Here is a 22,196-nt window from a genome sequence, read left to right as displayed (position 1 = left end):
TCAGGGCCTCTTCGCGGGCAAGTCGGATCGCCGCACCGCCGCTCCCACAGGGTTCGCGTCGTACGCATGATGTGTGACCGACGCGGTCATCGTGGGAGCGACGGTGCGGCGATCCGACTTGCTCGCGAAAGCGTCAGATCAGTCACCACAGAACATCAAACCTATTCACTCAACAATCGATACCCTACCCCCGCCTCGGTCACGATGAACCGTGGTCGTGTCGGGTCATCCGCCAGTTTCTGACGCAAGTGCCCGACCACGATGCGCAGGTAATGAGTGTCTTCGGTGTGCGTCGGCCCCCAGATGTCCTTGAGCAATTGCTGCTGGGTGATCACCCGCCCGGGATGCCGCGCCAGTTGCGCCAGCACGGCGTATTCCTTGCGAGTCAGCGCAACTTCGGTACCGTCGAGCAGTACCCGGCGATACGCCAGGTCGACCGTCAATGGACCGAAGGTCAGCGCCGCTTGCTGCACCTCGCCGACGGACGCCTGGCGCAACAACGCACGAATCCGCGCCAGGAATTCCTGAATGCCGAACGGCTTGGTCACGTAGTCATTGGCGCCGCCATCCAGGGCTTCGACTTTCTGCCCTTCACCGGCGCGCACGGAGAGCACCAGTACGGGCACCGTCGACCACTCGCGAAAATCGCGCAATACCTGTTGGCCGTCCATGTCCGGCAAACCCAGGTCGAGCACCAGCAAGTCCGGTTTGTTCAACGCAGCTTGTGCCAATCCTTCACTGCCGGTGCCGGCCTCCAGCACTTTATAGCCCTGGGATGCGAGGCTGATGCGCAGGAATTTGCGGATCTGCGGTTCGTCGTCGATGACCAAAATGGTCGCGGTCTGGCTCATGAATTCACATCAACGCAAAGAAGTGGCAAGAGAGTAGCGCAAGCACGATCAGGCTTCACTCTCGTATCCCGGCTGAGCCTGTAGCGGCAGGTGCAACGTGATGCAGGTGCCGCGCCCCTCGATGCCGTCGGCGACGCTGATGCGCCCGCCATGGGCGCCGACCATGCCCTGACAAATCGCCAGCCCCAAGCCGGTCCCCTGCCCGCCACGATCACCCCGCGCCGCGGTGTAGAACATGTCGAAAATCTTCGCCCGCTCCTCCTCCGGAATCCCCGGGCCCTCGTCGCTGACCGAGAAAAACAGCTCACTGTCATCAGCCCCGGCGCGCAATTGCAGACGCCCGTGGGACGGCGAAAAACGCGCGGCGTTTTCCAGCACGTTGATCAGTGCCTGTTCGATCAGTGCGGCATGCACGAACAGCAACGGTAACTCGGCCGGCACGTCGGTGCTGACCTGCAACGGCGCAAGGACTGTCCGCAGACGGTTGAGCGCACTTCCGACGATGTCTGCCGGCGATACCCAGTCCCGTGCCAGCTTCAGAGCACCGTGACCGAGCCGGGTCATGTCGAGCAGGTTTTGAATGTAGCGGTCGAGGCGCTCGGCTTCATCGCGAGTACCTTCGAGCAGTTCACGTCGATCCTCCAGCGGGATCGCTTCACCCAGGGCCAGCAGGCTATCGATACTGCCGCGCATGGATGTCAACGGTGTGCGTAAATCGTGGGACACCGAAGCCAGCAAGGCACTGCGCAACTGCTCGGTTTCGCCGTGCAGCCGCGCCGCCTCCAGATCATCGGCCAGTTGCGCCCGGGCCAGCGCCTGGGCCAGCGGCTGGGTCAGCGCGGTCAACAAGCGTCGGCGCTGGCCGCTCAGGGACTGGCCTTCCCTGGCGCACACGCCGAGCAACGCCAGCGGGCCGTCCTCCACCGATAACGGCCACCACCACCAGCGGCCGAACGGCAAAGTGCCGGTGCCCGCACCCGCCGGTTGATCGTGCTGCCAGGCCCAATCGGCAGCGGCGCGTTCGGCTTCGGTAAACGCCAGCGGGCCACCGGTTTCGACTTTCCAGCCGCTTTGCCCGTCGCGATTGAGCAGGCACAGTTGCACATCGCTCCAACCGTTGAGGTGCTGGGCGGCCGCGCTGACCACCGCCTGGCGGTCGGTGGCGGCGGTCAGTTTGCGTGACAGGTCGAGCAATTCAGTGGTCTCTTCCTGGGTGTCGCGCAGGGCCTGCAATTGCCGGCGCTGGCGCGCCGCGAGGTTGCCGGTGAGGGCCGCCATCAGGAGGAAGAACAGCAAGGTCAGCACGTCTTCTTCGCGCTGGATGCTGAGAGAGAAAGTCGGTGGAATGAACAGAAAGTCATAGGTCAGGAACGACAGCGCCGCACAGGCCAGAGCCGGCCCGAGGCTGCTGCGTACCGCCACCAGCAACACGGCGGCGAGGAACACCAGTGAAATATTCGGCAGTGGCAGAACACTCGCCACGGCCCAGGCCAGGGCGCTGGCCATAACCGTCGCGACCACGGCCAACGCATAGTCGAACCAGACCAGTGAATGCATCGACCGCTGATGGGGTTTATGCGGTTGGTGATCGCTGTCGAGAACGTTGATTTCCAGTCCGCGGGCATTACGCAGCAGCCGCGCCGCCAGCCCGCCACCGAACAGACGTCGGCGCAACCGGGGCCGGGACTGGCCAACCAGCACCAGGCTGGCACGACGTTCGGCGGCATGTTGAATCAAGGTTTTCGCCACCTCGCCAGCCCGCAGCAACACCACTTCCCCCCCCAGCCGTTCGGCCAGTTGCTGGGCGCTTTGCAGGCGCAGACGCGACTGTTCGTCGTGCACGCGGCCGTTGTCCACGTGCACCAGGCTCCAGGGCAGGTGCCGCCGTTGGGCCACGCGACTGGCATGCCGTACCAGACGCTCAGCCTGGGCATCGCCGTCGACCCCTACCAGCAAACGCCCGCGCACCGCTGGCGCCGCTTGACCGAGTTGGCGATAGCCCTGGGCCAGATCGTTATCGACTTGAGCTGCCGCGGTTTGCATCGCCAGTTCGCGCAGGGCCGTCAGGTTGGTCTGGGAAAAGAACGCATCGATGGCCGCCCGTGCCTGCTCCGGCACATAGACCTTGCCGTCACGCAGGCGCTCCAGCAGCTCCCGTGGCGGCAAGTCGATCAGCAGCAGTTCGTAGGCCTCCTGCAATACCCAGTCCGGCAGGGTTTCACGGACCTGCACGCCGGTAATGCCGCGCACCTGATCGTTGAGGCTTTCCAGATGCTGGACGTTGACTGTGGTGTACACGTCAATGCCGGCGGCGAGCAGCTCCTGAATGTCCTGCCAGCGTTTTTCGTGACGGCTGCCAGGTGCGTTGCTGTGCGCCAGTTCGTCGACCAGCACCAGTTTCGGTTTGGCTTTGATCAGACCGTCGAGGTCCATTTCTTCGAGCAACACGCCACGGTATTCCGAGCGCACCAACGGCTGCTGCGGCAAGCCACCGAGCAGTGCTTCGGTTTCGGCCCGGCCGTGGGTTTCGACCACGCCGGCAATGACTTTCACCCCTTGGCGTAACTGGGTGTGGGCCGCTTGCAACATGGCGTAGGTCTTGCCCACCCCCGGCGCGGCGCCGAGAAATACCTTGAGCCGGCCACGGCCATCGCGGGGCAGGTCTGCTAACAGCGCGTCGGCGCGGCCGGAGTTGCTCATACTTGAAGTTCTCTTTCTTCAGATGATGTTGTGGTGATTGTTCTATCGCCATCGCGGGCAAGCCCGCTCCCACAAGAGGCTGTGGTGGATGAAGAACTGTGACCACCAAAGATCCCTGTGGGAGCGGGCTTGCCCGCGAATGGCTGCGCCACCGATCTACAGTTTTTCCAGCGCCAGATTCAACTCAAGCACATTCACCACCGGCGGACCAACCAATGGTTGCTCGATGTGGGCGTCCAGCAGTTGTTGCAGGGTCGCGACCGGCAGGTTGCGCGCCGCCGCGACACGCGCCAGTTGATAGGCAATCGCCGCCGGTGGCAAGTGTGGATCCAGACCGCTGCCGGACGTAGTGACCAGCGCCAATGGCACCGGCCCCTGACCTGGCACCAGTTGTTTGTTGGCGTCGTCAATCACGCGAGTGGCCAGGGCCGGGTTGCTCGGTGACAGGTTGCTGGCACTGCTCGACACGGTGGCAAAGGCACCGGCCGAAGGGCGTGGGTGAAACCAGGCGTCACCGACGAAATCCTGGGCGATCAGCGAGGAACCGCGGACCTTGCCCTCGGCATCATGCACCAGGCTACCGTTGGCCTGATCCGGGAACGCGACCTGGGCCACGCCGGTAACCACCAGTGGATAGGCGACGCCGGTGATCAGCATCATCAGGACCAGCAGGCTCAGGGCCGGACGTATCAATGTGGACATTTCAAAATCCTCGAATTGTAGGAGCGAGCTTGCTCGCGATGTACCGGAGAGCACTGCGTTCATCCAGACAGAACGCGTTATCGTTAACGCCCATCGCTAGCAAGCTAGCTCCTACAGTGGGTGTGGGTGTGGGTGTGGGTGTGGGTGTGGGTGAGTTTGCTTAAACCAGATGCAACACCGTCAACAGCATGTCGATCGCCTTGATGCCCACGAACGGCACCAGGATCCCGCCCAGTCCATAGATCAGCAGATTGCGTCGCAACAACGCCGCAGCACTCGCCGCCTGCACGCGCACACCACGCAATGCCAGGGGGATCAGCACCACAATGATCAAGGCGTTGAATACGATCGCCGAGAGAATCGCGCTTTGCGGACTGCTCAGGTGCATCACGTTGAGCACGCCCAGTTGCGGGTAGATCGCGGCGAACAGCGCCGGCAGAATCGCGAAGTACTTGGCCACGTCGTTGGCGATGGAAAAGGTCGTCAGCGCACCGCGGGTCACCAGCAATTCCTTGCCGATCTGCACCACGTCCAGCAGCTTGGTCGGGTCGCTGTCGAGGTCGACCATGTTGGCCGCTTCACGTGCCGCTTGCGTGCCGTCGTTCATCGCCATGCCGACATCCGCCTGGGCCAGTGCCGGGGCGTCGTTGGCGCCGTCGCCGCACATGGCGACCAGACGACCGTCGTTCTGCTCGTGACGGATGCGCGCCAGTTTTTTCTCCGGCGTGGCTTCCGCCAACACGTCATCCACCCCCGCTTCGGCGGCAATGGCGGCGGCGGTCAACGGGTTGTCGCCGGTGACCATGACGGTGCGAATGCCCAGTTTGCGCAACTCGGCGAAACGCTCGCGGATACCGGGCTTGACCACGTCCTTGAGGTGGATCGCACCGAGCAGCTTGCCGTCGGCACACACCAACAACGGCGTGCCGCCGCTTTGGGCGATCCTCTCGATTTCACGGGACAGCGGTGCAGCCAGGTCAGCCCGCTTCAGGCCAACGAACGCCAGCAACGAGTCCACCGCGCCTTTGCGGAACACGCGTCCCTGATAGTCGACACCGGACAAGCGGGTTTCGGCACTGAATGGCACGGCGGTCAGCACATCGGCGGACGGCTCAGGTTGCGGATGAGTGCCACGCAGGTATTCGACGATCGACTTGCCTTCCGCGGTGTCGTCGGCCAGCGAAGCCAGCAATGCGCCTTCGGCCAGCTCCCTGGCTGTCACACCCGGGGCGGCATACACCGCCGAGCAACGACGGTTACCGAAGGTGATGGTGCCGGTCTTGTCCAGCAGCAGGACGTGCACGTCTCCCGCCGCTTCCACCGCACGACCGGACTTGGCGATCACGTTCAGGCGTACCAGCCGATCCATGCCGGCGATACCAATGGCCGACAGCAAACCGCCGATGGTGGTCGGAATCAGCGTGACCAACAACGCCACCAGGAACACCAGCGGCAGGCTGCCATTGGCGAAGTGGGCGAACGGTTGCAGGGTCACGACCACCATCAGGAAGATCAGGGTCAGGCCGATCAGCAGGATGTCCAGTGCCACTTCGTTCGGGGTTTTCTGGCGTTTGGCACCTTCGACCAGAGCGATCATGCGGTCCAGGGTCGACTCGCCAGGGTTGGCGGTGATCTTCACCAGCAGCCAGTCGGACACCAACCGGGTATTGCCAGTGACGGCCGAGCGGTCGCCGCCGGACTCGCGAATCACCGGTGCCGATTCACCGGTAATCGCCGCTTCGTTGACCGCCGCGATGCCTTCGATCACTTCACCGTCACCGGGAATCATCTCCCCGGCTTCGACGCGCACCACATCGCCCTTGCGCAGGCTGATGGCCGGCACCACCTGAAAGGTGCCGTTGCTGGTTTTGCGCCGGGCGCTCAAGCCTTCGCTGCCAGCCTTGAGACTGTCGGCGCGGGCCTTGCCGCGACCTTCGGCCAGGGCCTCGGCGAAGTTGGCGAACAGCACGGTGAACCACAGCCACACTGCGATCTGCGCCGCGACGAAGGTCGGCACCGCCGTGTCCGGCACGAAGCACAACACGGTGGTCAGGATCGCGGTCAGTTCGACCACCAACATCACCGGCGCACGTTGCAATTGCCGTGGGTCGAGCTTGACGAAGGCTTGCAGCAACGCCGGGCGCCAGAGGGCCGAAATTGCGGTTTTCGGTTGTTCCGGCGCTTTGACGGCAGCGGGTTTGATTGCGGGCATATTCATCATCAGCTCCTTAGAAGCCCATGCTCAGGTGTTCAGCGATTGGGCCCAGTGCCAGGGTCGGCAGAAAGGTCAGGCCGCCCACCAGCAAAATGGTCACGGTCAGCAGGGTCACGAACAACGGGCCGTGGGTCGGAAAGCTGTTCTGGCCGATCGGTGCGGTTTTCTTCATCGCCAGGCTGCCGGCCAGGGCCAGGACCGGGAGGATGTAACCGAAACGACCGATCAACATGCCAAGCCCCAGCATCAGGTTGTGGAACGGGGTGTTGGCACCAAAGCCGCCGAACGCGGAGCCGTTGTTGGCACTGGCCGAGGTGTAGGCGTAGAGCAGTTGACTGAAACCGTGGGCGCCAGGGTTGCTCACGGCAGCCACCGGGCCTGGCAGGCTGGCGGCAATCGCGCCGAGCACCAGTACGCCAATCGGCATGACCATCAGGGTCACCACCAGCAATTGCACCTCTTTGGCCTGCAGTTTCTTGCCGAGGTATTCCGGAGTACGGCCAATCATCAGGCCGGCGAGGAACACTGCGATCAGCACGTTGAGCAACATGCCGTAGAGCCCGGCACCGACGCCGCCGAAGATCACTTCGCCGACCATCATGTTGACCATCGCCACCATGCCGCTCAGCGGGTTGAGACTGTCGTGCATGCCGTTCACCGAACCGTTGGACGCGGCTGTGGTGGTCACCGACCACAGCACGGTGGCGGTGGTGCCGAAGCGTGTTTCCTTGCCCTCCAGCGGCGCAGTCTGTTCGACGGCGACGTTGTTCAGGGCCGGGTTCGGTTGGTATTCAGCCCACAGCGAGGTCGCGCCGCCGATCAGGAACAGCGCCAGCATGCAGGCGATGATCGCGCGACTCTGACGCAGGTCCTTCACGTAGTGGCCGAAGGTGAACACCAGTGCCACCGGGATCAGGATGATCGAGGCCACTTCGAACAGGTTGCTCCACGCCGTCGGGTTCTCGAATGGATGCGCCGAGTTCACGCCGAAGAAACCGCCACCGTTGGTGCCCAATTGCTTGATCGCAATCTGGCTGGCGGCCGGGCCCAGCGGGATCACTTGATCAACGCCCTGCACGGTCACCGCATTCACGTATTGCGCGAAGGTTTGCGGCACGCCCTGCCAGACCAGATACAACGCCAGCAGCAGGCACAGCGGCAACAAGCCGTAGAGGGTGGCGCGGGTCATGTCGACCCAGAAGTTGCCAAGCGACGCGGTGGATTTGCGACCGATGCCGCGGCACAGCGCAACCAGAACTGCCAGGCCGGTGGCGGCGCTGACGAAGTTCTGCACGGTGAGGCCGACCATCTGGCTCAGATAGCTCAAGGACGCTTCGCCGCTGTAGGCCTGCCAGTTGGTGTTGGTCATGAAACTGACGGCGGTGTTGAACGCCAGCGTCCACTCCTGGCCCGGCAGGTTTTGCGGGTTCAGTGGCAAGTGGTCCTGGAACAACAGAATCGCGAACAGCACCAGGAAACCCGCGAGGTTGAACGCAAGCAGAGCCAGCATGTACTTCTGCCAGCTCTGTTCGGCCTGCGGATCGACGCCGGCCAGACGATAACAACCGCGTTCGACCGGGCCGAGGATCGGCGTCAGCCAGGTGCGCTGTCCTTCCATCACCTTGTAGTAGAAGCGCCCGAGAAACGGTGTCGGGACCAATACCACCGCGAAAAACGCGAGGATCAGCCAATAATCATAACTGTGCATAGCCGCTCCTAGTTCCGGTCTGCGCGCAACAGCGCAACCAACAGATAAATGAACAGCCCCACTGCCAGTAGCAGTGACACTCCGTCCAGAACGCTCATGGAAGCTCTCCCTGTTACGGCGTATTGCCGCGTGTGGAGTCATTGTCGGAAAGGAGGCTGTAAAGGAACGAGACCGAGGGTGCGTGCGGGGCATAAAGAAAGCGTAAAGAGTGGGTTTGTGGCTTCGTTACGGCAATAACACTATTGCGCGAATGGCCAATCAAACTCGACATGCTGGATGAGTTTCCAAACCTGCCACTCGCTTCGGTGTGCACTTTGAGCAAGAATGTCGATTATTTACGCCTACAACTGGAGAGTCCCCCCATGAATGTAATCACCACCGACCTGCCCGGTGTTCTGATCATCGAGCCGAAGGTATTTGGTGATGAACGAGGTTTCTTTTATGAGAGCTTCAATGCCAAGGCTTTTGAAGATGCGACTGGCCTGAACACCAAATTCGTTCAGGACAATCATTCGCGCTCGCAAAAAGGCGTATTGCGTGGCCTGCACTACCAACTGGAAAACACCCAAGGCAAATTGGTTCGTGTAACCGTTGGTGAAGTACTCGACGTTGCCGTGGATATCCGCCGAAGCTCGCCGCATTTCGGCAAATGGGTTGCTGTGCGCCTGTCCGCCGAGAACCATCGTCAGCTTTGGGTTCCGGAAGGTTTCGCCCATGGTTTCGTGGTGTTGAGTGATTTCGCCGAGTTTCTCTACAAAACTACCGACTACTACACCCCGTCGGCCGAACGCAGCATCCGTTGGAATGACCCGGACCTGGCTATCGAATGGCAATTGAGCGAAGCACCGCAACTGTCGGCAAAGGACCAGGCGGCGGCGTACTTCAAGGAGGCTGAGGTTTTTTCCTGAAATCGGGCATTTGCGCCTGTCAGGCGCGGTAATGATCACCATGGCGGTGTTCGGCGCCATCGTGATGTACATCATGAGCATGCTCAGCCTGTTCAAACTGTGTAAAACCGAACCGAACCTGGAGCGTACGTTCCGTGCGCCATGCTATCCGCTGGTGCCGATGATCGCGTTGCTGCTGGCAGTGGTCTGCCTGGTGGCGATGGTCTGGTTCAACACCTTGATCGGGCTGATCTTCCTCGGCTTCATGGCAGTGGGTTTCGTGTACTTTCTGCTGACCGCGCAGCTGCGCGCGGATGCGCCGGCGGACGCAATGTTGACCGGGCTATAAACAGCTCAGGTGCGTTTGGCCTATCAGGCATAGAATGGAACCACTGCGAAAATCTATCGCTCAAAGTGGTATGCACGATCGATTGCCGAACTCCGTCAATCGGCGTGCCCTCAAGGAGAGCCCTATGCCCTGGTATGCCTGGTTGATTCTGGTCGTTGCAATCGGCTCGATTGTTGGCGGTTTGATGATGTTGCGCGACACTGCCAACAAGGTCGAACTGACCGATGAGCAACGTAAACGCGTCGCTGAACGCAATGCGGAAATGGATGCCAAGGAAGCGAAGGACCGCTAACCCAAAAACCCTGTCATTCTCAGTGAATGACAGGGTTTTGTTTATCTGGCGTTGTAGGCAAACACCTGTTTTTTCTCCACCAGCGTCACGTCGGCCAAGGACTTTCCCTTGCTGATGTACTTGGTCTTATGATTGCCCAATAAACTTTGGTAAAGGAGGAGTCATTATTTTTGACAAGTCTTTGACGCTTTTAGAGCACCGTTAGACGCATCTGCATGCTTTTTAAAAGTAGAAGTACAATCACCATCCCATTTTCATTGGTTAAGATGGCGCATTGTTGCGGAGATTTCAGATGCGTTACTCGCAGGACCATAAAGCCCAGACCCACATGCGCATCATCAAGGAAGCTTCAGCGCGATTCCGTAGGGACGGTATTGGGGCGACTGGCCTGCAACCGCTGATGAACGCGCTCGGGTTGACCCACGGCGGCTTCTACTCACACTTCAAGTCCAAAGACGAACTGGTTGAAAAGGCGTTGCAAGCGGCTGGCGATCAAGTCGATGCGGTGTGTGCCGAACTGTTCGCCCAGGATCGCCCACTGGATGCCTTCATCGACGCTTATTTGTCCGAATGGCACCAGACCTCACCTCATGAAGGCTGCCCGTTGCCAACCATGTCATCAGAACTTGGTTTGCGTGGGCAGCCAAGTCCGACCTCGGACGTAGTGTTGAACGCACGGCTCCAACAAATAGAAGACACCCTTGAAGGCGAAGATGCTGCGGACCAGAGCATCGTCATCATGTCCGCACTTGTCGGGGCGTTGCTGTTATCGCGCAGCGTCGAGAACCCGCAACTGGCCCAGCGGATTCTCGACGTAACACGCGCGTTTCTTAAACAACCTCAGGGCTAATCCTGCCAGCGCTTGAACAATACGCTGGCATTGACTCCGCCGAACCCGAAGCCGTTGGACAGCGCATACTCGATAGCCATCGACCGCGCCTGACCGTGGACGATGTCCACGCCTTGCGCCGCCGGGTCCGGGCTATCGAAATTCAGGGTGGCCGGCACGATCTGATCACGAATCGCCAACAGCGTGAAGATCGCCTCAACCCCTCCGGCCGCTCCGAGCAGATGCCCTGTCGCCGATTTGGTCGACGTCACCGCCACCTTGTTGCCTGTACCGAACAACGACTTGATAGCGGCCAACTCGCCGAGGTCGCCAACCGGCGTCGACGTAGCGTGCGCATTGAGATGTTGCACCTGAGCCGCTGAGATACCAGCCTGCGCCAATGCCAGCGACATCGCCCGGCGCGCACCGCTGCCATCTTCGGGCCCCGCGGTCAGGTGAAAGGCGTCAGCACTGGTGCCATAGCCGACCAACTCGGCTAAGGGTTGAGCCCCGCGCGCCAAGGCATGCTCCAGGGATTCAATCACCAGAAGTCCCGCGCCCTCCCCCATCACAAAGCCGTCGCGATCACTGTCGAACGGCCGAGAAGCCCGCTCAGGCGTTTCGTTATAACCACTGGACAAGGCACGCGCCGCCGCGAACCCGGCCAGGCTGACTCGATCGATCGCTGCCTCCGCGCCGCCACACACGGCAATATCCGCTTCGCCGCAACGAATCAGCCGCGCCGCATCTCCAATCGCTTGCACCCCGGCCGCACACGCAGTCACCGGAGCACCCAACGGGCCCTTGAATCCGTACTGGATCGACACATGACCCGCCGCGAGATTGACCAGGAACGACGGAATGGTGAAGGGCGACAGTCGCCGAGGTCCACGGCTGTCGGTGGTGCGTACAGCATCGGCAATCGCGCCGAACCCACCGACCCCGGAACCGATAATGGTTGCCGTGCGTTCCTGGGCCTGGGGGTCCAGCGCTTGCCAACCGGCCTGCTCCAACGCCTGCCGTGCGGCCTCCATGGCAAACAGAATGAAGCGGTCCATCTTCTTCTGCTCTTTGGGTGGCGTTGCTCGATCCGGGTCAAAACCCGCCTCGGGATCTTCCGCCACGGTGGGTACCGCTCCGCCAACCTTGGCCGGCAGATCGGCGACCACCTCTTCAGCTAAATTACGCAACCCGGAACGCCCGGCCAGCAAACGCTTCCAGACGGCTTCAACACCGCTGCCCAGCGGAGACACCAGGCCCATGCCGGTGACAACTACTCGACGATCACTCATGTCGCAAATACCTCAAACCGATGGAAAGCGCCTCATTTGTAACGTGCGGCGGCCGTACTTCTGGAAAGATTCGGGGCCATTACCAGGCGAGCTTTTACAAAGTCATCCCACTCGGAGGCATTTGGCAACGATGGAATGGTGATCAGTTCACCTTGGTCCAGACCGGATAACGCTGCATCAACCATTTCACCTGCTTCCATGACCATGTCCGCCGGAATCTGGCTAGCGTCGATACCGGAGCGCTCCCAGATTTCGGTGCGCGTCACGCCTGGCAACACGGCTTGAACCTTGACCCCGGTGCCGTCCAGTTCGGCATTCAAGGACTGCGTCAGGCTTAACACATACGCTTTACTAGCGCTGTAAGTCGCATTGAAGCGCTCGGGAAACAACGCCACCACTGACGCTATATTGATGATAGAACCCCGGCCTGCCTTGGCAAAACTGGCGGCTGCCGCTGATGCCAGGCGTGTGACCGTGGTGACGTTCAGTTGAATCAACTTTTCCAGCTGCTCCATGTCGGCATTCGCCAGCAAGCCATCCGCCGCAACGCCAGCGTTGTTCAGCAGCAGACTGATATTCGAATCGCTGCGAAGACGCTGTTCGATCTTCAGTACATTATCCCTTTGTGTCAGGTCTGCCTTGAATACTTCCACCTGAACACCGTGCTCGGCGCGCAACTTGCTCGCAGCAACCTCAAGCCGCTGCTCGTCACGAGCAACCAACAACAAATCAAAACCACGCGCTGCCAATCGCTCAGCGTAAATTGCACCGATACCGGAAGAAGCACCGGTGACGAGGGCCGTACCTTGGGACTGGGTGGAAGTCATGACTGTGCTCCTGGGAGATATTAAGGGGAAGTGCGCGCACTGAGTGCCTGTACGCTTCAGCGAACGACAATTGGATTATAGGCATAATTTAAACGAAATATGATAGCTATAATTTTCTATTGAGCGATGGTAGGCGCAGTACCAACCCTTTCGCCAGAAAGCAAAAAGGCCGGTCAATGACCGGCCCCTGGTGTTGAGCTACAAGCTTAGTTCACGTGGAGATTCTCGCGATTTTTGTCCAGAATCGCTTTACCTATCCCCTTCACTTCCAGCAGTTCGTCTACGGATGAAAATGGCCCATTACTCTCACGATAAGCAACAATCGCCTTGGCCTTGGCCTCTCCGATACCGCTCAACTCGCGCTGCAGTGTCGGAGCATCGGCTGCATTGAGATCGACTTTGCCAGACGACGTCTTAGGGGAAACCTCCAGCACCACAGGCGCGCTGCCTGATTCGGGTTTCGCCGCAGGTGCGGCAATTGTGGCAACAGAAGCGCTGGTGAGCAGGGCAAAAACCAGAGAGTAGAAATAGCCTGTACGCATAATTGAAGCTCCATGACATCGTTTTAGTAAGCAGCCTTTCCGAAGCTGCCTTCCAAACTTAGGCGATGGGTAGGTCTTGTCAAAAATGTGTCTGTTGCAGGATGTGAAACAATTATATGCAATCCATAAAGTACACGTACCCTCAGGTGCGCTCCTCGTCTCCCATGGCATTTCCGGTGAGCAGTTCCACGGTAAACGAGACGGTAGTCTGGCGGTAGGTGTGGTTCATGGATCGGATACCAGAAAGCAACCCGGCTCACACGCCTTTTTCCAGGCGTGTGAGCCGGGTTGCTTATACTTCAATTACCACACGGTGTCGGGAAACCTGATACGTCCTGGTGGTTTTCGTCTGGCGGTATGTCGTCTATGGCGGCAAGCCCTCAAACGTCGCAGCCAGCGTAATCGGCTTCAATGGTCACGCTACGGACGCCTTGCTGACCTCTATATTCCAAGTCCCAAGAATGTACGCCCATACCCGGAGGATCGCTTCGCGTCACATACCCGAGGCAGGAGCCGTATGCGTTAGTTCCGCACGTACGGATCTATGCGGGGTGTGGCAGGTAACTGCCATTCCTACCGCGACTAACGGACTAACTCAATGACATACCCCCGACATCCTGCACCATCATGGTGCCAAGGATTGGCTCCTGCCACCCACTCCTATGATGCCCAGCCTGTTAATCGACTACGGCCGTTCCAGGGCGCGGAAACCTCCGCTAAAGGAAGATCCGGCGTCGATCGTCTGTCCATCGAATTTCACCTGGATACGGTCAAGGCACTGATTGCCCCCCATGTCCGAATTGACCACGTCGGGCCTATACCCTTTTGGGATAAAGAAGCGCTAAAGTGGGTCAAACAAGGCCGTTGCCAGCTGGGCTTCGAGCAACTGCTAACGGTCGATAGCCATCAAGCACATTTGAAGATGGTTCGCTATCTGACGGAAACCGCTCGTCCGGCCATCGCCATCGCAGGGAACGGAATGTGCCGCAGCGGTCGAATCGTCAACTATCTGATAGCCATGCTGCATGACCTGCGACACAATGTTCTCTTCGTCGGTTACCGAGCCTAACGCACACTGGGCCGGGCCATTCAAGCCTACGGCCAGCGCGGTGATTACGTGGAACTGCACAAACAACACCATGACATCCGAGCACAAGTCCATACCATAGGCAGCTATTCGGCCCATGTGAACCATAAAGGCGTAGTGAATTTTTTATGCGAATGCGTGCACGATTGTCAGAAGGACGCATCGTGCATGGCAAACTGCAAGCCAATCAACGATTAGCCGAAATGCTATCCAGCAAGTAAAAGAGTAGAGGAAGGTTCGTAGCTGCTGTTTACCCGAGCCAAGTAAGGGGAGCAGTTGATATGTCAAATAAACAAGCAACGATAAAGAAAAATGTAGATGAGAACTTTAGATACAGGTGGAACTGCTTTTAATGGGTCTGTCGTCATTCCTCACATCATTTGCAACACCAGCGATAGCGTGGTCAATTTCAACAAGCTGACCTATACCGGCAACCTCGAATCACTGGCTGCAGTCAACGACAGCGAGCGCTACGCCTTCGAGCAGCTGAATATCTGCGACCGTACCGAAGTCGAGCGGGTATTCCGTGAGCATCAGCCAGATGCTGCGCTGCATCTGGCTGCAGAAAACTACGTCGATCGGTCCGTCGACGGTCCGGCTGCGTTCATCGAGAACAATATCATCGTGTGTCTATGAATAAAATATTACTATCTCTGCTATCTAATATTTTATTTAGTGCGCCTCCGGTTTTATTGGTCCTGGTCTATGCACGAGTCGGTAGTTTTGAGGATTCAGCTGCTTTAGGACTGGCATTAGCAGTCTGCGCTCCGCTGCAGTTGTTTTTTTCAATGCAGCATGGACTTTCTATTCTATCAGGCCGGATGTCGCTACAGTCGGCCTTGTCGATGAGGGTGTTGTTGCTTGCTCCTTTATTGTTTTTGTCTGCTGCGGCTGCATGGATTTTAAAAGAGCCGATCATTATTGTTTTTGCATTGTACCGAGTGGGGGATTTTTTATACGAGCCATTTTTCTTTGATTTGATTAGGCAAGCTCGTATGGGAATAGTTTTTACCCAGTCCTCAACCAGATTTTTATTGCAGTTTATGTGTGGATGGCTCGGACTATACTTTTCTGCTGATATTTTGGTGGTTGTCTCACTACTGGCCTTTGTGAATGTATTGTATTCGATTTTAAAAATCAATCGTTGCCGGGGGCTTTTATCATTAGGCTTTTCGCGTGAATATTTTTCAGGCTTTTTCTTGGGAGCGGGCGCATTGATTGCGGCTGTATGCATTAACCTTCCAAGGTACTTTTTGTCGAGTGGCAAGGTAGAAGATTTGGCGGTTTATTCAAACATATTAACTATCGTTATGGGGGGGACGCTGCTGTTTGGAGCAGTTAATAGTGTAGTCTTTGCGCGAGCGTCCTCGCTTGGTTTGAAGGGGGTTGTCGCGTTCTTGAACAGATCGATATTTGTTACATTTTTAGGTGTTGCAGCTTCGCTTTCGTTTGTTGCCTTTGATAGTGCTCTATCGAAGTTATTCATTGATGTTTTTTTAGGCAGTAAATACTCAGCCTACTACTCTCTGATTGTTGGCTTTTCCGTGTTTTATTTTATATTGTATATGCAGAACTCCTTAAATCTTGTTTATTTATACTTTGGTCACGAGAAGGATTTTATGATTGGATCTGCTGTTTTGCTTATCATGCTTCTTGTTACATCTTACTGGACTAAAGAGGCTTTGCCCATAGAGCTTGATTTGATGATCTGGCTTGTTAATTTGCTCTATTTTTTATTTTGTTTTTCGATGTTTATAACTGTCAAATGCAAGGCGGGGCGAGTGAAGTGATTGCATATTTTTCAGTAAGCTTGATGTTGTGGATTTTGTTTTTAATATCTATAAGCCTGGGCCAGGATAGCCGGGATAATCGGACTCTGGATTATTGTGCGTTGTTATTGTTTGTTTTATTTTCGGGCCTCAGGTTTGAGACTGGTAATGATTGGCTTACATACAAGCAGGATTACGAGAGTATTGAGTTTTCTGATTTTTTTGCATTTGTTCACGACTCGACATTAGAGCCACTATATTTAGTCGTCACATTTATATGCAGCCAGATTGTAAGCTTTCAAGTGTTCCTATTTTTGGTGTCTGTTTTTAATGGCTTTATTCTTTACCGGTTTTGCAGATTTTTTGGCGCAGGGTTTTCTGGTGTTGGAGCTATTTGTTTTTGTTGGACGTACTTGGCAACAAATATGGCAACGATAAGATTTTCGCTTTCGATTTCATTGGTGTTACTTGCGGTATTGCTTTGGCTTGAAAAGGATAAATTTAAATCTATATTTTACACTTGCCTGTCTGTTGGCTTTCATTCCTTCTCGCTTGTTTTTATGCCTTTATTGCTGTTGTCGGGGGTTAAGTTAAAGGCACGCATGGCTTTTCTGATCTTGTCGGCCGGCGTTGTTTTTGGCTTTAGCTTTCAGTATTTGTTGGATTCGGGAATATTTTCTTACATTCCTTTCTCTGAGAAACTGTTGTTTTATTCTGAGAAATCTGTTCAAACTGATATATCTATCGCTTCTTTGCTTTATGTGGCGCTAAATGGTTTTTTTATGATTTACTTGTTTAGGGATCGACTTGAATCACCATTACTGAATCTTGCCAGGTGGAGTACGCTTATACTGCTTGCCTTTCAAGTTGGCATGTGGTTTTTACCGGTTTTTTGGAATAGATACCAAGTTATCACGATTTTAATTCAAGCTGTTTATATTTCATTTAATTTTGTAAGGCGTGGGTTTATATTGGAAACCGTGGTCCTCATGCTTATTTCGCTATCGGTTTTGGCGAAGTTTTTGTTGGATCCTGCTTTTGTCTCATATATACCCTATCAAAATGTGATCTCTGAAGCTTTGGGTACTGATAGTGGAGATGGAGAGCGAAGATTTTATGAAGCTCTCGACACTCATATAAATCGGAATATCAAATGACAGTGGCAGAGAAGCAATGTAATTCTGCTTTTTTGTTCTGAGTGGGGTCTTCATGATCAGTGTTTGTATTGCTACGTATAATGGAAAAGATTATATTCTGGATCAGCTTGATTCAATATTGAGGGAGGTCCCTTTTGACGCCGAGGTTTTGATTTGTGATGATAATTCATCTGACGAGACGGCTGCTCTTATTGCTAGCGTGAACGATTCACGAATCAAACTGTTAAGAAATAATTCAAACCTTGGGTATGTAAGAAATTTCGAAAGGCTAATTGCTGCTGCGTCGGGCCAGTATATTTTTCTTAGCGACCAAGATGATATATGGCCATCTGGTAGAGTTTCCCTGATGCTGGATGCGATGGTTAGGACTAATAGTTCGGTTGTGGTAGGTAGCATGGAGCTGTTTGAACATGATGTTGGCTTGAGGAGGGCGGCGCCTTTATTTAGTTCTCAGTGTGACAAAACCTCTTGGGTTAATATTTTTGGAATTTTCATGGGGTGGAAATCACTCCCTTATTTTGGTTGCTGCATGTTGATATCCAAAGACTTAAAGGCAAAAATCCTTCCTTTTCGATCACCTTCGACAAGTCATGATATATGGATTGCTCTAATTTCAAATATCGAGGGGAAAGTTTGCCATCTTGTGGACATTGTCACATACCGCCGGATTCATGCGAATAATGTCACTAAGAGTGATCGGAATCTCATATCTAAAATCAAGACACGGTTTGTTTGGGCTACTGGTCTTATAAAATTCTTTTTAAAGCTTTCGTGAGGCGTTTCAATATTTTAAAATAAATGCTTACTAATTTCCGGTGGTACCGGGTCTTTCGGTAATGCCGTGCTTAAACGATTTTTCGCAATCGATATCGCTGAAATTCGTATATTCAGCCGTGGCGAGAAGAAGCGGACTGTTGACGGTGATTGAAAACTGACCCAGCCTACCGTTTGAAAATTGACGCAGAACCGTGTTCGACCCGGTGCTTTTTGTCTTTCTGAATCGCCACCGTAACCGAGTGAAAATCCTCTATTGGGAGCACACGGCTTTTGCCTTTGGCTCAAGCGTCTGGAGTCGGAACGTTTCAAAACATCGCCCGATACCACCGACGAGGCCATCGTGTTAAGCGTCCAGGAATTGAACTGGTTACTCGACGGTTTTGATCTGTGGCGTAACCGCCCCCATCAGGTGGTGACTCCAAGATTTGTCGCCCGAAGGTTGTAATCCGCGGCATGATTTCCATGCCTGACAACCTTCCTGATCACCCAGTGCCTCTCAAGCAGATGCTGCTTGAGACGTACGAAGCGCGTGCACGTGATCAGGAAGTCAAAGAGACTTACCAGACCCATATCGTTGATCTGAAAGAGCAGATCAAGTTGCTGCGTGACCGTATATTTGGCCGTAAGTCCGAACAAACGGTCGAACCCAACACGCCGCAACTGGCGCTGTTCAATGACCCCGAAAGTGAACCGATGCCCGCCGTCGAGGATGCCGATAAAGAAGTCGTTGCTCCAGTTCCATGCCGTGGCAAACGCAAGCCACTATCTGCTGATCTGCCGCGTATCGAAGTCATCCACGAATTGCCTGAGCACGAACTGACATGTGCCTGCGGTTGCCGCAAGCATGTGATCAGCGAAGAAACCAGTGAGCAGCTGGATATCGTGCCGATGCAGATTCGGGTGATCAAACACATCCGCAAAATCTACGATTGCCGTGATTGTGAAACCGCTCCGGACACTACTGACAAACCCGCTCAGTTGATCGAAAAGAGCATGGCCAGTCCGAGCGTCTTGGCGATGCTGCTGACCACCAAGTATGTCGAGGGATTACCGCTGCATCGTTTTGAAACGGTGCTGAGCCGACACGGTATCGATATCCCGCGTCAAACCCTGGCGCGCGGGATCATCCAATGCGGCGAGCACTTACAACCGTTGCTGAATCTGATGCGTGATCGGTTGCTGGAAAGCCCGGTCGTCCACTGCAATGAAAACCGCGTCCAGGTACTCAAGGAGCCAGGTCGACACCCGACCAGCCAATCCTGGATATGGGTGCAAGCCAGTGGGCCGCCAGATCGAAAAGTCGTGCTGTTCGACTACACCTCCAGCCGTGCGCAGGAAGTACCGTTGCGCCTGCTGGAAAGTTATCGAGGCTACGTGGTGACTGACGATTACGCAGGTTATAACGCGTAGGCGTTGCAACCGGGCGTGGAGTGTCTGGCGTGCATGGCCCATGCGCAACGCAAGTTCGTGGACACGCAAAAAGTGCAGCCCAAGGGCAAGACGGGACGTGCCGATATCGCGTTGACGATGATCAACAAGCTGTATGGCATCGAGCGTGAACTCAAGGACGTCAGCGATGAACAGCGCTTTATGGATCGTCAGGAAAAGAGCCTGCCAATCCTGGCGCAGTTGAAAAGCTGGCTGGATAAAACGCAGTCGCAGGTGACACCGCAAAGTGTTTTGGGCAAGGCCGTTAATTATCTGGCCAGCAACTGGAGCCGGTTGGAGCGCTACGTGGAGGCTGGTTTTTTACCCATCGACAACAACCCGGCAGAGCGTGCAATAAAACCGTTTGTGTTCGGTCGCAAGGCTTGGCTGTTCAGCGACACGCCCAAAGGCGGCCAGTGCGCAGATCTACAGTCTGGTCGAGACCGCCAAGGTCAACGGCCAGGAGCCCTATAAGTGGCTGTGCCACGTACTGGAGAGGCTGCCACATGTGCAGTCGGTAGCGGATTACGAAGCGTTGTTGTCGTGGAACTGCTCGCCATAGATGCCACGGTAAACGAGACGGTAGTCTGGCGGTAGATGTGGTTCATGGGTCGGATACGAAGCAGCTTCTCTGAAGCTGCTTTCCAATCTCTGGAAATGCCACTCATCGTCCAAGTGGCAGGGCTATGACATAAGTCCGATCAGGGCTCGAGGCGTCGTTGTTGATAGATCCAGTCGACAATTTCACCATCTGGAGCATATCCGCTGACCGTGGCGCGCAGCAATTGACGTACTCGTGCATAGTCATCCTGCTCAAGTGCTGCGAGCAGTTCCGTCAGCTTGACCTTGAGCACGTCCCAAGTCAGATGATCTTCATTGGCACTCATGATCATGGGATGTTGGGTGGAGACTACGTTGTCACCGATCAATAACTCTTCATAAAGTTTCTCGCCCGGACGCAGACCAGTAAACTCAATGGAAATGTCACCGTGTACATTTTTTTCAGAGCGAACACTCAAGCCGGAAAGATGAATCATCTTTTCCGCCAACTCCACAATTTTCACCGGCTCGCCCATGTCCAGAACAAACACGTCCCCACCCAGCCCCATGGAGCCAGCTTGAATCACCAGCTGTGCCGCTTCGGGAATGGTCATGAAATAACGGGTAATTTTAGGGTGAGTAACGGTGAGCGGCCCACCCGACTTGATCTGCTTGTGAAATAACGGAATCACCGAACCCGATGACCCCAGCACGTTACCAAATCGGACCATGGTAAATCGGGTTTTATTGACCCGCGACACATTGCCCGTATCACCAAAGAGCACCGGGGCCATCTCCCGGCTCAATGCCTGCAGTGTCAATTCCGCAAGCCGCTTGGTGCTACCCATCACATTGGTCGGGCGCACGGCTTTGTCCGTGGAGATCAATACAAAGTTGGCCACACCGGCTTGGAGAGCGGCCTGGGCGGTATTGAGCGTGCCGATCACATTGTTCAGGACGCCTTCGGCAATGTTGTGCTCTACCATGGGTACGTGTTTGTAAGCAGCGGCATGGTAGACAGTGTCTACGTGCCAGGTTTTCATCACGTCCAGCAACTTGTCTGGATTGCGTACGGAACCGAGGATAGGCAACAGATGAACCGATAGTGATTCCCGTGCTATGCGCTGCTCCAGTTCAGACAAAATGCTGTAGAGATTAAACTCACTATGATCTAGCAGTAACAACGTTGTTGGCCGCAACGCCAGGATTTGACGGCAAAGTTCTGAACCGATTGAACCACCTGCTCCAGTAACAAGAACCGACTGCCCCTTGATACAGTGCTCGAGCAACTCTCCCTGAGCAGGTACGGAGTCACGGCCGAGCAAGTCAGCAATGTCTACTTCCTGAATATCGTCGACCTTGACTCTACCACTCGCCAGATCCATGAAACCCGGCACACTTCGAACATGCAGCGGAAAACCTTCAAGGAATGTGAGAATCTCACGGCGACGGCCTCTGTTGGCCGACGGAATCGCAAGAAGGACCTCTTGAGCACCGGTAACGTCGATCATTCGCTGGATTTGCTTGGGATTGTAGACATGCAGGCCTGAGATTATCCGATCGGCGATGCCTTTATCATCATCAATGAATGCTACCGGGCGCATGGCCCGCCCAATACGTAATGCCGCAACAAGCTGATTCCCTGCGGCACCGGCGCCATAAATTGCCACTCTCGGGAGACCATCATCTCGGCTCGTAAAGGGCACATGCTGAACAGCCGTAAACCAGTCTCCCAAGAAGTACTGACGCATTGCCAAACGCAAACCGCCAATCATGATCAGACTCAACCACCAGTAATTGAAGATGATCGAACGCGGGATGATATTTTGGTGGTTGCTGTACCAGTAGACGATGACCCCAAGAATCAGGGATGACAAGCTCACAGCCTTGATAATGGCGATCAGTGCGTCATTGCCGAAATAGCGCATCACGGCACGATACATGCCAAAGCGGATGAACAAAGGTATTGCAACCACTGGAGCAATCAGGAATAGCCAGGGGTGAGCAATAAACGGATTTGCCATCTCATCAATGCCAAGACGAACAACGAACGCCAGCAGCAGGGCGATCCAAACCAGAACGACGTCGGCCGAAACCTGAATCAGTCGCTTCTGGCGGCGTGGTAGCCCGAGTAAATGAGCTCGTAACCTCTCCATAAACGCTTCAAACACCTTGTCCCGCTCCTAAACTGGATATGACTCGATTATTGTACCTATTCGGGCACCCACGACACCTGCTAAATCA

The 22,196-nt window shown here is 55.6% G+C and carries 17 protein-coding genes and 5 pseudogenes; 12 read left to right on the top strand and 10 right to left on the bottom strand.

Annotated features, from left to right (window positions below; all coding sequences use genetic code 11):
• Positions 1-161: 161 nt before the first annotated feature.
• The 6 genes from PMI31_RS09890 to kdpF all read right to left on the bottom strand — a co-directional run bounded on the left by PMI31_RS09890 (position 162) and on the right by kdpF (position 8,274).
• Positions 162-851, bottom strand: coding sequence for a response regulator (locus PMI31_RS09890; RefSeq protein WP_008017835.1), 690 nt, complete (start codon positions 849-851; stop codon positions 162-164).
• A 48-nt stretch (positions 852-899) separates the two neighbouring features.
• Positions 900-3,551: a sensor histidine kinase gene (locus PMI31_RS09885; RefSeq protein ID WP_008017834.1), complete on the bottom strand. Its 2,652-nt coding sequence runs from the start codon at positions 3,549-3,551 to the stop codon at positions 900-902.
• A 156-nt stretch (positions 3,552-3,707) separates the two neighbouring features.
• Complete coding sequence (kdpC, locus tag PMI31_RS09880; protein ID WP_008017833.1) at positions 3,708-4,253, bottom strand: potassium-transporting ATPase subunit KdpC; 546 nt, start codon at positions 4,251-4,253, stop codon at positions 3,708-3,710.
• A 160-nt stretch (positions 4,254-4,413) separates the two neighbouring features.
• The gene (gene kdpB, locus PMI31_RS09875) at positions 4,414-6,471 is read right to left on the bottom strand and encodes a potassium-transporting ATPase subunit KdpB (protein ID WP_008017832.1); all 2,058 of its coding nucleotides are present in this window, start codon (positions 6,469-6,471) and stop codon (positions 4,414-4,416) included.
• 10 nt (positions 6,472-6,481) lie between these two features.
• The gene (kdpA, locus tag PMI31_RS09870; RefSeq protein WP_008017831.1) at positions 6,482-8,176 is read right to left on the bottom strand and encodes a potassium-transporting ATPase subunit KdpA; all 1,695 of its coding nucleotides are present in this window, start codon (positions 8,174-8,176) and stop codon (positions 6,482-6,484) included.
• Between the two features lie 8 nt (positions 8,177-8,184).
• Positions 8,185-8,274: a K(+)-transporting ATPase subunit F gene (gene kdpF / locus PMI31_RS29880; protein WP_007899818.1), complete on the bottom strand. Its 90-nt coding sequence runs from the start codon at positions 8,272-8,274 to the stop codon at positions 8,185-8,187.
• Between the two features lie 264 nt (positions 8,275-8,538).
• Between kdpF and rfbC the strand changes: the two genes are divergently transcribed.
• The 4 genes and pseudogenes from rfbC to PMI31_RS09855 all read left to right on the top strand — a co-directional run bounded on the left by rfbC (position 8,539) and on the right by PMI31_RS09855 (position 10,554).
• Complete coding sequence (rfbC, locus tag PMI31_RS09865) at positions 8,539-9,084, top strand: dTDP-4-dehydrorhamnose 3,5-epimerase (RefSeq protein WP_008017830.1); 546 nt, start codon at positions 8,539-8,541, stop codon at positions 9,082-9,084.
• Positions 9,085-9,109: 25 nt separating this feature from the next.
• Positions 9,110-9,412: pseudogene (locus tag PMI31_RS09860) on the top strand (ethanolamine permease); the annotation flags it as partial.
• Positions 9,413-9,536: 124 nt separating this feature from the next.
• Complete coding sequence (locus tag PMI31_RS29875; protein ID WP_008017828.1) at positions 9,537-9,704, top strand: DUF2897 family protein; 168 nt, start codon at positions 9,537-9,539, stop codon at positions 9,702-9,704.
• Positions 9,705-9,996: 292 nt separating this feature from the next.
• A complete protein-coding gene (locus PMI31_RS09855) occupies positions 9,997-10,554 on the top strand; it encodes a TetR/AcrR family transcriptional regulator (protein ID WP_008017827.1) in 558 nt (185 codons plus the stop codon).
• On the opposite strand, the gene fabF is transcribed toward PMI31_RS09855, so the two are convergent.
• From fabF to PMI31_RS09840, 3 genes are all read right to left on the bottom strand, one after another.
• Positions 10,551-11,825: a beta-ketoacyl-ACP synthase II gene (gene fabF, locus PMI31_RS09850; RefSeq protein ID WP_008017826.1), complete on the bottom strand. Its 1,275-nt coding sequence runs from the start codon at positions 11,823-11,825 to the stop codon at positions 10,551-10,553. The genes PMI31_RS09855 and fabF overlap by 4 nt on opposite strands.
• A 32-nt stretch (positions 11,826-11,857) precedes the next feature.
• Complete coding sequence (locus PMI31_RS09845; RefSeq protein WP_008017825.1) at positions 11,858-12,652, bottom strand: SDR family NAD(P)-dependent oxidoreductase; 795 nt, start codon at positions 12,650-12,652, stop codon at positions 11,858-11,860.
• Between the two features lie 206 nt (positions 12,653-12,858).
• Positions 12,859-13,194, bottom strand: a complete 336-nt coding sequence (locus PMI31_RS09840) for a ComEA family DNA-binding protein (RefSeq protein ID WP_008017823.1) — start codon at positions 13,192-13,194, stop codon at positions 12,859-12,861.
• 640 nt (positions 13,195-13,834) lie between these two features.
• On the opposite strand from PMI31_RS09840, the gene PMI31_RS31300 reads away from it, so the two are divergent.
• The 8 genes and pseudogenes from PMI31_RS31300 to tnpC all read left to right on the top strand — a co-directional run bounded on the left by PMI31_RS31300 (position 13,835) and on the right by tnpC (position 19,974).
• Positions 13,835-14,263, top strand: coding sequence for a hypothetical protein (locus tag PMI31_RS31300; protein WP_238539275.1), 429 nt, complete (start codon positions 13,835-13,837; stop codon positions 14,261-14,263).
• Between the two features lie 336 nt (positions 14,264-14,599).
• A pseudogene (locus PMI31_RS09830) lies at positions 14,600-14,905 on the top strand (GDP-mannose 4,6-dehydratase); the annotation flags it as partial.
• Positions 14,906-14,913: 8 nt separating this feature from the next.
• Positions 14,914-16,071 carry a hypothetical protein gene (locus PMI31_RS09825; RefSeq protein ID WP_008017820.1) on the top strand — a complete coding sequence of 386 codons (1,158 nt, stop codon included), beginning with the start codon at positions 14,914-14,916 and terminating at the stop codon, positions 16,069-16,071.
• On the top strand, positions 16,068-17,207 hold the full coding sequence (locus PMI31_RS09820; protein WP_043302315.1) for an EpsG family protein: 1,140 nt from the start codon (positions 16,068-16,070) through the stop codon (positions 17,205-17,207). Before PMI31_RS09825 ends, PMI31_RS09820 begins: the two co-directional genes overlap by 4 nt.
• A 52-nt stretch (positions 17,208-17,259) precedes the next feature.
• Complete coding sequence (locus tag PMI31_RS29860) at positions 17,260-17,982, top strand: glycosyltransferase (RefSeq protein WP_008017818.1); 723 nt, start codon at positions 17,260-17,262, stop codon at positions 17,980-17,982.
• Between the two features lie 33 nt (positions 17,983-18,015).
• Positions 18,016-18,117 (top strand): annotated as a pseudogene (locus tag PMI31_RS30745) (polysaccharide biosynthesis protein); the annotation flags it as partial.
• 58 nt (positions 18,118-18,175) lie between these two features.
• A pseudogene (gene tnpB, locus PMI31_RS31855) lies at positions 18,176-18,429 on the top strand (IS66 family insertion sequence element accessory protein TnpB).
• 8 nt (positions 18,430-18,437) lie between these two features.
• Positions 18,438-19,974, top strand: a pseudogene (tnpC, locus tag PMI31_RS09815) (IS66 family transposase).
• A gap of 139 nt (positions 19,975-20,113) precedes the next feature.
• Here tnpC and PMI31_RS09810 read toward each other — a convergent pair.
• Positions 20,114-22,108 carry a polysaccharide biosynthesis protein gene (locus PMI31_RS09810; protein WP_043302321.1) on the bottom strand — a complete coding sequence of 665 codons (1,995 nt, stop codon included), beginning with the start codon at positions 22,106-22,108 and terminating at the stop codon, positions 20,114-20,116.
• Positions 22,109-22,196: the final 88 nt, after the last annotated feature.

This window comes from Pseudomonas sp. GM55 (genome assembly GCF_000282395.1).
GTDB lineage: Bacteria > Pseudomonadota > Gammaproteobacteria > Pseudomonadales > Pseudomonadaceae > Aquipseudomonas > Aquipseudomonas fluorescens_CC.
This window is presented reverse-complemented; position numbering and strand designations above follow the sequence as displayed.

Excerpts from the sequence above, each read along its gene's own strand:
- kdpF (WP_007899818.1), bottom strand. The coding sequence starts at position 8,274 with ATGAGCGTTCTGGACGGAGTGTCACTGCTACTGGCAGTGGGGCTGTTC.
- PMI31_RS09845 (WP_008017825.1), bottom strand. The coding sequence starts at position 12,652 with ATGACTTCCACCCAGTCCCAAGGTACGGCCCTCGTCACCGGTGCTTCT.
- kdpB (WP_008017832.1), bottom strand. The coding sequence starts at position 6,471 with ATGAATATGCCCGCAATCAAACCCGCTGCCGTCAAAGCGCCGGAACAA.
- PMI31_RS09810 (WP_043302321.1), bottom strand. The coding sequence starts at position 22,108 with ATGGAGAGGTTACGAGCTCATTTACTCGGGCTACCACGCCGCCAGAAG.
- PMI31_RS29860 (WP_008017818.1), top strand. The coding sequence starts at position 17,260 with ATGATCAGTGTTTGTATTGCTACGTATAATGGAAAAGATTATATTCTG.
- PMI31_RS09825 (WP_008017820.1), top strand. The coding sequence starts at position 14,914 with ATGAATAAAATATTACTATCTCTGCTATCTAATATTTTATTTAGTGCG.
- PMI31_RS09855 (WP_008017827.1), top strand. The coding sequence starts at position 9,997 with ATGCGTTACTCGCAGGACCATAAAGCCCAGACCCACATGCGCATCATC.
- PMI31_RS09840 (WP_008017823.1), bottom strand. The coding sequence starts at position 13,194 with ATGCGTACAGGCTATTTCTACTCTCTGGTTTTTGCCCTGCTCACCAGC.
- PMI31_RS29875 (WP_008017828.1), top strand. The coding sequence starts at position 9,537 with ATGCCCTGGTATGCCTGGTTGATTCTGGTCGTTGCAATCGGCTCGATT.
- kdpA (WP_008017831.1), bottom strand. The coding sequence starts at position 8,176 with ATGCACAGTTATGATTATTGGCTGATCCTCGCGTTTTTCGCGGTGGTA.
- rfbC (WP_008017830.1), top strand. The coding sequence starts at position 8,539 with ATGAATGTAATCACCACCGACCTGCCCGGTGTTCTGATCATCGAGCCG.
- kdpC (WP_008017833.1), bottom strand. The coding sequence starts at position 4,253 with ATGTCCACATTGATACGTCCGGCCCTGAGCCTGCTGGTCCTGATGATG.
- PMI31_RS09885 (WP_008017834.1), bottom strand. The coding sequence starts at position 3,551 with ATGAGCAACTCCGGCCGCGCCGACGCGCTGTTAGCAGACCTGCCCCGC.
- PMI31_RS09890 (WP_008017835.1), bottom strand. The coding sequence starts at position 851 with ATGAGCCAGACCGCGACCATTTTGGTCATCGACGACGAACCGCAGATC.
- fabF (WP_008017826.1), bottom strand. The coding sequence starts at position 11,825 with ATGAGTGATCGTCGAGTAGTTGTCACCGGCATGGGCCTGGTGTCTCCG.